Origin of the sequence: Anaerosolibacter carboniphilus (genome assembly GCF_014205875.1) — a bacterium.
Lineage (GTDB): Bacteria > Bacillota > Clostridia > Peptostreptococcales > Thermotaleaceae > Anaerosolibacter > Anaerosolibacter carboniphilus.
Genome location: NZ_JACHEN010000008.1, coordinates 123,494 through 137,787, shown reverse-complemented (window position 1 = coordinate 137,787; position 14,294 = coordinate 123,494). Strand labels below are relative to the sequence as shown.

General features: G+C 40.6%; 8 protein-coding genes. 2 read left to right on the top strand and 6 right to left on the bottom strand.

What is annotated here, in order from left to right:
• Positions 1-90: 90 nt before the first annotated feature.
• Positions 91-2,475: a copper amine oxidase N-terminal domain-containing protein gene (locus HNQ80_RS08205; protein ID WP_184310021.1), complete on the bottom strand. Its 2,385-nt coding sequence runs from the start codon at positions 2,473-2,475 to the stop codon at positions 91-93.
• A 1,249-nt stretch (positions 2,476-3,724) separates the two neighbouring features.
• Here HNQ80_RS08205 and HNQ80_RS08200 point away from each other — a divergent pair.
• Positions 3,725-4,627 carry a decaprenyl-phosphate phosphoribosyltransferase gene (locus HNQ80_RS08200; protein ID WP_184310020.1) on the top strand — a complete coding sequence of 301 codons (903 nt, stop codon included), beginning with the start codon at positions 3,725-3,727 and terminating at the stop codon, positions 4,625-4,627.
• A 45-nt stretch (positions 4,628-4,672) separates the two neighbouring features.
• Entirely contained in the window at positions 4,673-5,617 is a 945-nt protein-coding gene (locus tag HNQ80_RS08195; RefSeq protein ID WP_184310018.1) for a lysylphosphatidylglycerol synthase transmembrane domain-containing protein, read from the top strand.
• Positions 5,618-5,632: 15 nt separating this feature from the next.
• On the opposite strand, the gene HNQ80_RS08190 is transcribed toward HNQ80_RS08195, so the two are convergent.
• The 5 genes from HNQ80_RS08190 to HNQ80_RS08170 form a co-directional block, all read right to left on the bottom strand.
• Entirely contained in the window at positions 5,633-6,979 is a 1,347-nt protein-coding gene (locus HNQ80_RS08190; protein WP_184310016.1) for an ArnT family glycosyltransferase, read from the bottom strand.
• Positions 6,980-7,360: 381 nt separating this feature from the next.
• Positions 7,361-8,965 carry a CTP synthase gene (locus HNQ80_RS08185; RefSeq protein ID WP_184310014.1) on the bottom strand — a complete coding sequence of 535 codons (1,605 nt, stop codon included), beginning with the start codon at positions 8,963-8,965 and terminating at the stop codon, positions 7,361-7,363.
• Positions 8,966-9,345: 380 nt separating this feature from the next.
• On the bottom strand, positions 9,346-10,716 hold the full coding sequence (locus HNQ80_RS08180; RefSeq protein ID WP_184310011.1) for a S41 family peptidase: 1,371 nt from the start codon (positions 10,714-10,716) through the stop codon (positions 9,346-9,348).
• 291 nt (positions 10,717-11,007) lie between these two features.
• The gene (locus HNQ80_RS08175) at positions 11,008-12,513 is read right to left on the bottom strand and encodes an S-layer homology domain-containing protein (protein ID WP_330602802.1); all 1,506 of its coding nucleotides are present in this window, start codon (positions 12,511-12,513) and stop codon (positions 11,008-11,010) included.
• A 123-nt stretch (positions 12,514-12,636) separates the two neighbouring features.
• Positions 12,637-14,292 (bottom strand): hypothetical protein, encoded by a 1,656-nt coding sequence (locus tag HNQ80_RS08170; RefSeq protein WP_207726920.1) that lies wholly within the window; start codon positions 14,290-14,292, stop codon positions 12,637-12,639.
• Positions 14,293-14,294: the final 2 nt, after the last annotated feature.

The window sequence follows — 14,294 nt, the reverse complement described above, 5'->3', positions numbered from 1 at the left end:
AATTTTTATAAAGTTTTTGTGATGTTATTTCGGATTTATATAGAAAGAAGGGACTCTTCTTTCGAAGAATCCCTTCTTATTAAACAATAACTACTTAACTGTTACTGTTCTTGTAGCTGCATCCCAAGTAACATCTGCACCTAAAGCAGCTCCGATGAAGCTGATTGGTAACATTGTTCTTCCGTCTTTGATTTCAGCTACTGTATCCATGTAAACTGGAGTTCCGTTTACATTCATTGCATTGCTTCCAATTGTGATTGTTACAATGCTGCTACCTTTGAAGATTGTTACTGTTCTTGTAGCTTCGTTCCAGATAATGTTGTTTTGAGAAACACCCATTGCCTTAGCTACAAAGCTAACTGGTAACATTGTTCTACCGTCTTTGATGTATGGAGCAACGTCCATTTGTGTTTCAACATCGCCAACTTTCATAGTTTTGCTGTCGATTACGAATTGTACTGGCTCTCCTTTAGTGTTGTTATCTGCAGGAGTGATTACGTTCGCAACTTCTACTTTAGCATAGTATTCATTGTTGAATAAACCATACTCTTCTAATAAAGTTGACTTGCTAATTTTAGGGCTACCAGTAACTGTAGCATCTTTATATTCGATATCGCTATCATATCCGTTTTGGATTAATGCATCACCTTTTACTTCTACATCAATCTTACCTTCTGCGATCGCTCTATCTACTTTTACTCTACCTTTTGTAATTTCAATAGTAGATGGCTCTGTACTTTCACTGTCGATTTCGATATATAACATATTGTCATCAATTCTAACATCGCCAATTTCTAAGTCTCCAGCTACTACGTCTACTTCTGGCTCATCATCCCAATCCATATCCTTGTCTAATTCAAGAACGATTTCTTTATCTTCTAGGATGCCACCTGCTACAGCTTCTTTAATTGTGATCTTTCCTAGTGCTTGATTTCTTACACCAGCTTGGATTTTAGCTGATTCTGCTTTAATCTCTACTGGAGCAACTGCTTTACCTAATACAACTTTTTGCTCTCCGTCTAATGCTTTACCGCCTACAACAGCTTCGATATCTCCAGATTTACCTGCTTCTACAGATACGAAGAATGTTAATCCTACTTTTGTTTTGTCATCATTTATTGTTTTTCCATCTTTCTTCTTTTCAGAAATTTGGAATTCGAATTCGTTTTCTGTTATAGAAGCTGCAATGATTTCTTCTCCATCATCTTCATCTGCATCAACGCCAAGAATTTTTACCCATTTAGGGAACTCAACTGTTACAGACTTATTCTTTGTCCATGAACCTTCTACTTTTTCATCGATGATTAATTTCACAAGTTCATGTTCTTCATCAATTGTTATACCTTCAGATCCAGCACTAGTACCAGACATTCCAGAACCAAGATCACCGTAAACTGGTTTTTCTGAATAAGTGGAATCTGTCTTGCTAACTTCATATCTTCCAGAGAAGATTTCTGTTGGCTCTCCATCAGCTTTCACATTTACTTTGTAGTCAGCATATGTTCCAAGCTTTACCTTTGATGTTGCGATTCCATTGATATCAGATGAAACGTTTATATATACGTCTCCTTCTTTAGCATCTTTTCCAGGTTTTACAGATAATCCTGAAAATACGATGTCTCCTGCATAAGATAATGATTTTAATGGGATAGCATCAATTCCAGTACTATCTTTTCCGAAGTAGATCTTTAATTCTTCATCTTTAAGTGAAGCGTTTTTGCCAAGTTCGATTTCAACTTCTCCACCAACTAAATCTCCAGAAATCTTTGAACTTGCGCCTAATACGAATTCAAACTTAGGATCTAGTTTAAGCTTGATGTATTTAGTTGCTGCATTTACTTTAGAAATATCAATTGCCTTGATTGAATTTTCTTCGATTCTAACTGGCTCGATTGGCTTTGTAGCACCAAATGTCACAGTATCATCAATTGTAACTGTTGTATCTCCACTTTGTGCAGTAGCAAAAGTGATTGTTTCTGGTGTAAGTTCATCACTTTTAGAACTGATTGATACTTTTGCAATCTCTGCATCGTCCATCTCTGCCCACAATGGAACATTGATAACGAAGTCTTTTAAAGCATCTTTCTTTTGAGCTTCAGTATATCCAGCTGGATAGTTGAAGTCTACCTTTAACTTAAGTCTGTAATCACTCTCTGTGTAAACAGCAGTTGTTACAGTAACATCTTTGCCATTTGATTTGTCTGAAGCAGCTTTGATTGCAGCTGCATGGTCAACATCGTCCTCGCCTAACCAGCAAGCACCCTCAAGTTTTAAGTCAATGATTTGTCCTGATGTGTTCCAGTCGCCTTTATCGTTTTCAATTCTTAATACGGGCGCCCCTACATCTTTTAAATTTTGATCATCTTTTACTCTCTTTACTGCACTGACACTATTGTCTGATGCAGCAAAAGCTGACATTGGCACTAATGATAAGATCATTACGACTGCCAATAAAAGAGATAACTTTCTCTTCATGCTGAAATTCCTCCTTTTAATTTGTGTTTTGTTTTTTGAGGTTTCCCTCGGTTAAAATGAATGCTTTATCTTTCGCTCTTCCTCCACCTATACATGTTTGGTGCACCTATGTATAAGGCAATTCCAAGCTACCGATAAACTTTTTTATAAGGGCTTTCATTACCCTTTGCAAACCTACTAGTCTGTCTTACTAATCTGCTTGCAAAGGACAATGCCAACGTACATCATTCATTATACCAACCCTTTATCCCTTCGTCAACCAGTAAAGCCAAGTTGTAATATAAGTGTAACATTGTTGCTGCGTGAATTCATCTGAATCATATCCATTTGATAAACTAATTATACATAATCCATCAGCAAAATTCCATTACAGGAATATTACATTTCTTTACATGTAGATTACGCTATCAAGGTCGATTCGCGGTACGTGGTGTCTGGTACCCGCTGCCGCAGTATTGCTATGGGAAAAAGATAAGCTCTATTGTCATTCTGAGCGCAGCGAAGAATCTTATTTGAAAGTTTTTGAAGCCTTAAGATCCTTCGCTGTTGCTCAGGATGACAGACACTTCTCTCTGCAAACTTTTATCAGACCTATATTTTTCCAGTATGTCTATATTCGACGACGCAAGGTGAATTCCTGCAATATAGATAAATTATTTTTTATTGTTGCTGCCATCATAGCCCGTGGTCCTCACCAATTTCCAGTTTATATAAGGAAGGAAAAATGTTATGATATAGGTATTGGTTGTCCGGTATGCGGTGCGGTAGGATGTTATGACAAAACAATAACGGTCAGACAGGGTCGTCCGACCCTACAAAACACAGGGAATCATGCTTTTGTGTAGGGAACGACGACCCTGTCGTTCAGAAATAGACGGGGATTCAAACCATGGAACAGCGAGAGCACCTATCCCTACAAGTCCTTGTATCCATTCGTAGGGGCGAACAGTGTTCGCCTATAGACCACAAATACCAGTCACCTGTCATCCTAAACATCGTGAAGGATCTTTCTGTTCCAAAAAACACAAGATCCTTCGCTACGCTCAGGATGACACCGAATACAGTTGGTAGGGGCGGCCATTGGGCGTCCTCATGAACCCGTGCTATCTATACGGACGTGCAATGCACGCCCCTACAATTTTAATTTTCACACTTTGTTGTCCATCTTTTATTTAATATATAAAATCAACATTATTCTAAAACATGACTTTTTATTTAAGATACTCGGATATAGAAGGAAGGTTATATTATGCTGCAAGAGAAGGTACTCATTCAACAGAAAGGGATTATCTCCTTATTAAAAGGTTTTATTAAGACCATGCGCCCCAAACAATGGACCAAAAATCTGCTGGTCTTTGCGGGTTTGATATTTTCAAACAATTTGTTTGATGCTCCATTACTTCGTACCACTACGTTGGGTTTCCTATTGTTTTGCATGTTTTCAGGTTGTGTCTACTTTATTAATGATATCATTGATTTAGAAAAGGATCGGGCTCATCCCAAGAAGTGCAAACGCCCCATTGCTTCAGGATTGATTTCTGTAAAGCAGGCGATTTTCTTCCTTATGATACTCTTTACAGTTACCATCGTAACTTCCTTTCAATTGAATACTGTTTTTGCCTATCTGGGGATTGCGTATTTCGTACTTATTATTTTATACTCCTTTCAGTTGAAGCACATTGTGATCTTGGATGTAATGACCATTGCCATCGGATTTGTACTGCGGGCTGTGGCAGGGGCTGTGCTGGTGAATGTGAGAATTTCTCCGTGGCTGCTCCTATGTACGATTTTACTATCCATGTTCTTGGCCCTTCATAAGCGTAAGAGCGAAATGAAGCTGGTCGCCAATGGCCAAAAGACTACAAGGAAGATTCTAGAGGAATATACGCCGGAATTGATCAATGACATGCTTCATATCGTCACTTCTTCTACGGTGATGGCTTATTCCCTCTATACCTTTAACAGTCATAATTCTATTTACATGATGGCTACCATTCCCTTTGTGATCTATGGGATCTTCCGTTATCAATATATCGCTCATACCAGAGATATGGGTGAAAATCCTGAGTTGATTTTATTGAGTGACAAACCTTTGATTGTAGATATATTGTTATGGGTAGCCAGTTGCGTATGGATTTTATATTTCATGTAGGGAACAGCCACGGCTGTTCCCTTCGGTTAATGAGGAGGTCATCTTTTGGATTTTAAGAATATAAAGAAAAAGATTTTTGCTGCCCTTATCATCGCCATCATCATTTTCGCTGGATTATCGCTCTATTCCGATGTGGGCAAACTAGGAAAGGTATTTCTCGATTTTGATTTTACCTATCTTCCTATTATATTGCTTTTGGCTCCCTTAAATTATCTGTTTCGGTATATAAAATGGTCCTATTACTTACATTTGGTAGACATACAGATTTCCCATAGAGACAGTATCCCCATCTTTCTCAGCGGTCTTGCCATGACCATTACGCCTGGAAAGGTGGGGGAATTTCTGAAATCCTATCTTTTAAAGGAAAAAGTACATGCTCCTATCAGCAGTACTGCCCCTTTGGTGATGGGAGAGCGATTCACCGACGGTATTAGTGTGCTGATTTTGGCTGGAATCGGTTCCTTGAACTATGCATACAACAAGAGCATATTATTGATCGTAGCACTTATGGCAGTATTCGCTATCGGGATCATCCAATCCCCTGCCTTGATGGGGTATATTCTAAAGGTATTAAAGAAGCTTCCCATGATCGGTCGTTTTGGATCAGCTTTGGAGAACTTTTATGAGAAGACCTATATAATATTGAAATGGAAACCTTTATTGATTGCGGTTTCTATTGGCGTGGTATCCTGGTTCTTCGAAGGGGTTGTCATCTACCTCACAATCAAAGCCCTCGGTAGCCAAGTTCCTTTGCTGGCTTCTGTATTTACCGTTTCCTTCTCCTTTATCGTCGGCGCCGCTTCTATGATTCCTGGCGGCCTTTTGGTGACGGAGGGGAGCATCATCGGCTTACTTCACTTGCTGGGAATTTCCCGAGAGATGGCATCCGCCACTACCATCATTACAAGATTTTCTACCTTATGGTTGGGCGTTTTCATCGGGTTAATCGGTTTATGGATTGTGCAAAAGAGCCATCATGACGCGTCATGATGGCTCTTTACTATCTTATTCTCTTTCTACTTTATTATGGGAAGTAATAGCACCTACCGTGTCTACCAGCGCAATAATAAAGAAAAACAATACTGGATAGTTGTATCTTGCCTGGCCTTCATAGACAAAGCAGATGGCAACGAAAAAGGCAATGTTCAGTACGGAAAGGATGATCCGATCCTTCACCAGATGTTCCTTTTTGAACAATCCAACCAATATATTCTTTACGTTTGCCAATACATATAAAAAACCAAAAGCACTTAATGTATAGATGATCCAGTCATTCATCCCTCGAAAAAAGTTCATGTTTCTCAAATACTCTACTTCTTTCCACTCCGTATCGGACCACTCCAATTCATTCATTGCCCACGCATTGATATCCCATGCCCCATTAAAGAAAGTAGCTTTCAATCGCAATATCCCCAGCTTCATGAATTCTGTTGGGTGTTTCTTGATCCATTCCTTGACTGCTGCTTTGATCACCGGTTCCAGGTCATGGGCAATTTTCTCGCTCCTATTTCCATCCTTCAAAATCTCATTTATTTTTTGATGGACTTCAGCTGGCGCCTCAGCATCCTGGGGGGACATCCATGCACCAGTAGTATTGTTTCCATTATTGTTGATAAAAAGCACATAGCCCGAATTATAGGATATGGGAATCAGGCGGCCAAACTTTTGATAGTTCCGATAGGTCCAAGGCGCGATCATCAATGCCATGATCAAGAATACCATTCCAAACTGGATCAGAGTTTCCTTTAGATTCTTCTTTTTTAACCAAAAGGCAACGGCGATGATGACAGGGTATGCCATAAAGAAAGGTTTCGTCAAGGCAGCGATCCCTGTAAAACCGCCAAGGAGAATATAACTCCATCTTTTCTCTGGAAAATATAATTGTAAAAATATGATTGCTGTAAGCAGAAAGGTAAAGAATGCCTCGGTACTGATTACATTATTATAGGCCAAGTAATTTGGCAATAATGCCATGATTGTATAGGCCAGATAAACTGCAGCTCTCCGTTGAAAGAGCTTGTGAAATATAAAGTATGCAATGATAAGGGTCAAACTGGATAGGATGACATGAAATATCTTTGCGATGTACAGGTCATTGCTTCCCATGATGCGATATAGGATGCCTAAAACGGTTGGGTATCCCATACCTTGAAAGGCAATGGGTTCTCCCCGAAAGCTGTGGCCTAAGCGATGAAAGATATTGGTGGCAATTTCTTGATAGGTTTCAAAATCAAATACAGGCTTCGTTGGTATATTGTTGATCCACCAAAGTCTTAGATGAATGCCTAGAATGGTTATGAAGGCCACATAAGCAAGGCCAAGCTTATGATATACGTCTCTTATTGTCTTCATTTGGTTTCCCCTCTTTTCAACAGCAAGATTTTAAAAATATAGGTATATAATGGCGAGACTAAAGTCCCGCCTACAGGGTAAAGATAAGGTTAAGAAAGCATATATACATCTGGGGGACTGAAGTCCCCACTACATGCGGCGCGGTTCAATAAAACCGTAGGGGCGTGCATTGCACGTCCGTTTTTGTTATCGCGGACATTTATGGACGCCCAATGGGCGCCTCTACCAATGACGTTCGTCGTCATCCTGAGCACAGCGAAGGATCTGACCTAATACATAAAGATCCTTCGCTATCGCTCAGGATGACAGAATGCCTGCTCATCAGATTTTTGTTTGCAATTTAAAAGCCGAGTGCAGACTCGGCTTTATTTTAGTATAACTTTATTTGCTTTTATTTTCAAGGGAAGCCTTTACAAATTCTCTAAACATTGGATGGGATCTGGTTGGTCTTGACTTGAATTCTGGATGGAATTGACCTGCCATAAACCAAGGATGTTCTGGCAGTTCCACGATCTCTACCAATCGCTCATCGGGTGAAATACCACTGATGACCAAGCCTTTCGCTGTCAGGATATCCCTAAATTGATTGTTGAACTCGTATCTATGTCTATGTCTTTCGTAGATTAAATCTTCACCATAGGCAGCTTCGGCCTTTGTATCGTCATAAATCTTACATGGATAGATCCCCAATCTCATGGTACCACCCATATCTTCGATGTCTTTCTGATCTGGCATCAAATCGATGACCGGGTAAGGGGTTTGAGGATTTAGCTCCGAGCTGTGGGCATCTGTTAAGCCCGCCACGTTTCGTGCGAACTCTACCACCGCCAACTGCATGCCTAAGCAAATTCCTAGGAAAGGCACCTTGTTTTCTCTGGCATAACGGATGGCTGCAATCTTTCCCTCAATTCCACGATCTCCGAAACCGCCTGGTACCAGAACACCATAGGCATCCTTTAAATAATCTGCCACGTTCTCAGGAGTTACATCCTGGGAATGAACCCAATCGATCTCTACCTTGGCACCGTTGGCAATCCCTGCATGCTTCAAGGCTTCTGCCACAGATAAATAGGCATCATGAAGCTCTACATATTTCCCAACCAAGGCAATCTTCACTTCTGATTTTAGATTTCTTTCTTTCTCCACTACACTTACCCATTCGGTCAGGTCAGGTGCAGCACATTTTAACTCCAGACGCTGACAGACCATATTGGCCAATCCTTCCTTTTCAAGCATGAGTGGCACTTCATAAAGGGAATCGGCATCCATGTTTTGCACCACATTGTTACTGTCCAAGTTACAGAATAGACCAATCTTTTCTTTTACGTCCGCAGACAGAGCCTTCTCTGTTCTGCATACGATGGCATCAGGCTGAATCCCGATTTCTCTTAATTCCTTCACGCTGTGTTGGGTAGGCTTGGTTTTGATTTCCCCTGCCTTGCCCAAATAAGGCACCAAAGTTACATGGATGTACATGACGTTTTGTTTGCCTATGTCATATTTGATTTGTCGGATGGCTTCCAAGAATGGCAAGCTCTCGATGTCTCCCACAGTACCTCCGATTTCTGTAATCACCACATCAGCATTGGTTTCTCGACCTGCCCTGAAGATTCGTTCCTTGATCTCATTGGTGATATGGGGAATCACCTGAACGGTTCCTCCCAGGTAATCTCCCTTTCTTTCCTTAGTGATGACTGACCAGTAAATCTTTCCTGTGGTAACATTGCTATATTTATTTAAATTGATATCCATAAATCTTTCATAATGCCCTAGGTCAAGGTCTGTTTCTGCGCCATCATCGGTTACGAACACCTCTCCATGCTGGTATGGGCTCATGGTACCAGGGTCCATGTTAATATAAGGGTCAAGCTTTTGAATGGTTACCTTTAAACCCCTTGCCTTTAAGAGTTGCCCTAAGGATGCTGCTGTAATTCCTTTTCCCAGGGATGAAACAACGCCGCCGGTAATGAAAATATACTTTGTCATACTTCTCCTTCTCCTTTCACCTGATTGTTATATTTGAATTTGTGTTATTTGCAAGTTTAGTAATGGATTGAAATCCATTCTATAGTGCCCAGTTGATTTATCCATATCATTCTGCTTTGTTGAGGGACTGAAGTCCCTCCTACAGAGAAGAAAATAAAATCCTTTATCGAATGTAGCGGGGACTTCAGTCTCCGCTACAAAATAGCCATTTTCCCTAAAAAAAGAGAGGCCACCCCCTACGGGTGACCTACCGATGTCCGCATCATTTCTTTATGGCAGGGCACCCTAATAGGGTGCTCGTTTTTTTGGTTTTCATAACAACTTAGTTAGTATATCTTATCCATTTTACTGCGTCAATAGGTAATTATAAATATTTTTCATTATTTATTCAGTAATTCCATTGCTTTATTCAACTGCAGATCTTCTGGTGCTTTTATATATAGTTCCACAATCTTATTGTTTAATGCATCTCTTGTTTCTATATTTAATACGCCAGTTTTGTTACTTAAGTTATTTTCCTCTTGAAAATCTTTCAAAGCTGCTGTTGTTGCGCCATCCATGCTTCCAGTAGCAATCACCTCTTTATATCCCAAAAAGTTTAACCGCTGCTGTACACCATAGACATTCAGCCCTTTTTCACCCAATGCATAATCCTTTTCCTCAATCAAAGGTGCAAAAACAGGCAGATTGGTTTTCTTTGGGTTTTCAATGACTACATCGGGCGTAACCCCTTTCTCGTGAATCCAATTCTTTTTTGGTGTAAGGTATCTTGCAATCGTTAGCTTTATGCCTCCTCCATTCGTCAATTCATTGACCATCTGAACCGTACCTTTTCCATAGGTAGTAGTCCCAATGACTGTTCCCGCTTTATTTTCCTGTATTGCCGCCGCCAGGATTTCTGAGGCACTGGCACTGCCTTGATTTACCAGTACTGCCAAAGGAATGTTCAGCGGTTCTTTTCTTGAGAATAGTGTTTGTTGGCTTTTGTCCTTAAATTCGATATATACCACAGGCGCATTCTTTGGTAAAAATATATCTGCCACATTTACAGCTTCATCCAGAATGCCGCCGGGATTGTTCCGTACATCAATGACAATTCCTTTCACCTTTTGTTTTTGCAATGCTTCTACAGCCTTTTCCACTTCATCACTGACTTTTTCAATAAACTCATCTATTTTGATATACCCTATGTTGTTTTCTAGAATCTTATAGGTTACAGGATGGAGGTGAATAACCTCCCTGGTGACCTCAGCTGCCACAATTTGTGCTGTGACCAATTTTCTGACACTCAGCTTCACCTTCGTTTGGGGCTCGCCCTTCAAAAGCCTTACCAGTTCTGGAAGCCCATTTTCTTCAGCGGTCTTTCCATCTACCGATAGGATCGTATCCCCTGCTTCCAGTCCCGCCCTGGCAGCAGGTCCTCCCTGGATGACTGCATCGATCATTAGCTCTCCCCCATATTCGGAAAGGGTCACACCGATACCAGCAAAGCTCCCCGCGTTTCTTTGGTCGAAGCTATCATATTCTTCTTTGGAGAAGTAGTTGCTATAGGGATCTAAAGGGTAGAAAATTCCCCGCATCGCTCCCTCCAATAATTCCTGCTGAGACACTTCAAAGAAATAATCTTCTTCTATAATCTGAATCAAATCGCCTATATCCCTTACTTGAATCTCTGCCCCATATACAGGCGCTGTCATGCATAAAAACAGGGCGATACCAAAAGCGATCACTTGTTTCAATGTTTTTGCCATATGTACTCAGATCCTTTCTCAATACAATGCGTTTTGTTTTTATCATAATATTTTAATGAGGGAACCACAAGTCCCCCCATTAAAATATCATAGATGTCAACTTAAGTTAGTTTCTTCCAAAGAACCCTCGCAAAGTGTCATTCTGAACGATAGTGAAGAATCTGAAAGGCTACCAACAAGACCCATTAAATTCTTTTAGATGTATTACTTTTGGGTCTGAGATCCTTCGACTCCGTTTCACTTCGCTCAGGATGACAAATTATGGATTAAGTTGACGCCTAGATTAAAATATTAATTAAACTGAATAATATTCTCTCTATAATCTCTTTGTAGATCTTTCTCCATGAACTCCAGAAAGCGCACCAGCATGGATGCTGCTTCTGCCCGGGTAACGACTTTGTTTGGATTTACACGATTGTATTCATCTCCTGAAATAAGATCCAGTTCTCTCGCTACATAAACGCTGTCCCTTGCCCAGTTGGGGATGGAACGGTCATCGGAGAAGGATGTATAATAACCAGGGTTTGGCGCTTTGTTTTCAAAGCCTAGGGCACGAATCAAAATGGTGATGGCCTGGGCCCTTGTCAATGGCTCATCGGGTTTAAACTCCGTCGCTGATACCCCTGATATAATTTGCTTTTCTAATCCACTCTTGATGTACTGATAATTTTTATCTGCCACTGCAACATCTTTAAATGGAGATTCCTCGGGCGGCTGTCTCCTACTTCTGCTGGTGGTTTTCTGTCCTTCTGTGGAAGTTCTGATATCACACGCTCGGATAATTCCCTTTGTAAATTCTCCTCTTGTGAATGGAATATTTGGTGAGAAGAAGGAGGATTGTTCATCAAACACATCCAAGGAGTATAGTTTTTCAATGCTCTCCTGAGCCCAATGTCCGTTTAAATCTCTAAACTTAGGTACAATCAATCGTTCCACCTTGGGAACCATCTCCTTGGAAAGTTGAATGGTATCTCGATCTCGTTTCTTTCCATCCAAGGTTCCATCATCATCAAATCGTGGCAAGTTATACTCATATCTGGAGACCATGGCACGATTGGTAACGCGTACATGTCCACCGTAAAAGCTGGAATAATTGGCATCATTGCCTGAATACTTCAGTGATTTGGTTTGACTATCTGATATGTGGGCTGTAACCGTTCCCTGCCAGGATACATCGTCCGTATCCTCTGAATCTTCCTCTTTAATCGTTCTTTTGGAGTTGATTACATAATCGATCATTTGCGTCTCTGTATTTCCCCAGAAGTTCTCATAGGCAGCTGTTCCTCCGCTGATCTCAACGACCACTTCTCCTTCATCCTTGTTGATGGTATAATACTTTCTACCCTTCATATTCCCTGAGAAGAAATCTGATGCTGGTCGGTTATCAATGATGTCCGATTTTGAAAACTGATAATCCTTCAGCTCATATTTATCCTGCCCTACCTTCAACGACTCACTATATTTCTCGACTTCTGTTTGGGCTATGGTCTGGCCCTTATCGTTCCGATTCATATATGTTGTCACATAAGTGATGGTCTTTGTCAATTCTGCATCAATACTTTTATCTTCAGGCTTCAACTTGCTAAATTTATAGGTACTTGTTTTGGTATCATCCTTATCCTTTTCTGAAACAGAAAAGCTGCCTACAAATTTAATTGGCTCTCCCGAGATAAATACAACTTCTTCGTAAGCATATTCGTTATTTACACCACCAGAAAATTCAGGAGGAGCAGCCCATACACCCATGGGCATGATGGCTATTAGAAATATCATGCAATATAAGATTGACTTTTTCACTTTTTTGCCCCCTTTTCTTGTCTATAGCATTCCATTAGAAAGTATATACTTTTTTGGATTGTTTTTCAATTTAGTTTACATAATGGAAGTTGAGGGATAATCCTATCCCTCAACCTACAATCCTTATTTCACCAGAACCACTTTACCCTCCATATCATCCCTTACAATATACAGACGATCTCCTGGTTTTAGCTCATCCGGCTGAATTACTTTGTCATCTTTCATAATCAACGCTTCATCCAATGTCACTTTGAAGGTCGAATTTTTTGCCATCCACTGTTCTTTCCGAGCACTCCAGTCCTTTCCATCCTTGATATACATGGTCCATCCTAACAGGGCATCATCTTCTATTTTCTCGATCACGCCGTTACTTGTTCTTTGTCTGAGCAGTGAATCCAGCTTCTTTTGCACCACAATGCCGCAAATGCGATCGCCGTCAGTATAAATGTAACCATGCCAGTCCTTCAATCCCCTATCGCTTGCATAGTCCGTATCTTCGTCTACAGCATAATCCTTGGCATAGAACTCTTTTGGTGCCACCTTTTTTCCATTTTCTAAATCATAGATAAAGGTATCATTGTCATAATATAGCTCTTTTTCCTTGCTGAAAGATTCCCATTCATTTTGATTTAAAACATAGAAGTTCTTTAGGGTCACAGTGCTTTCGAGAATCACATCCAGTCTGCCGGCATAAATGTTATACTGCCCAATATTGGAATTGTTTATATCCTCATTGTAGAGATAAATCACATCGGCTGTCAAAGTACTTCCTCTGCCATCGGCCACCACGAATGCATCCGCTTTGGCATTGATGCCATAGATATCTACCAATCGTCCATTCTTAACGATGATCGTCCCCTCATGGAAATTGAGATTTCGATTGTTCCCTAGTTCCAGGGCCTGGGTATACCAATTCACATCCTCAATCTTATCAGAAAAATCGGATTCATACTGACCCTTGATGATCATCTTCTCCGCTCTGTTCTTGCCGAAGAAATCCTTTACTGCCATATATACAGTCTTACCTTTATAATACTTTAGGTTTTGATAGGATATTTTTTGGCCGCCTGAGTAGAGTGGCAAATCTGTGGTATAGGGAATGCTCATGGTCGCTTGAACATCTTCCCACTTTCCATTGCGAATTCTTTCCACATTCTCCAGCACGATCTGATTATCAAGTTGGTTCGAGATCGTCAGCTTTCCTCTATATAGATCCTTCACCAATATGGAATCCCCTTCGATTTCCATTCTGCTGATAAAGTTAGCATCCATTTCATCGAAATACAGTTTCACCCGGTCCCCTTCATAGAGGGAACTCAAAGAAATGTTGGCGCCTTTCTTTAATGCGATGGTTGCTGGGGAACTGAAATAGGTTTCCTTTGTGCCAATGGCCGTTTGAATGGTGATTTGATCTCGATCAATCGTGCGTACAATACCTGTCCGTACCTTTCCCCCTGGCGGAATATAACCTGGATTGTCTGTGGAAAAACTCTCCAATGTATTCAGCCGCTTCCCTTTTAGGTCTCCATAGACTTCCATGCCCGGTTTAAAATCCTTCAATGTCACTGGAACACTATCTATCGTCAACGCTGCCTTAGGGTCAAAGGAGAGACGATGGACTGTGCCATCGTACTCTTCAATTGCTATCTCTTGTTCGTATATCGCCTTTACATAACCTTCGATGAATCCATCTCTATAGGGTCCGTTGAGATCTCCATAGGAGGCAATGGGGTTCATTAGTAACAGCATCAAGCATAACCATATTATAAGCTTTTTCATTT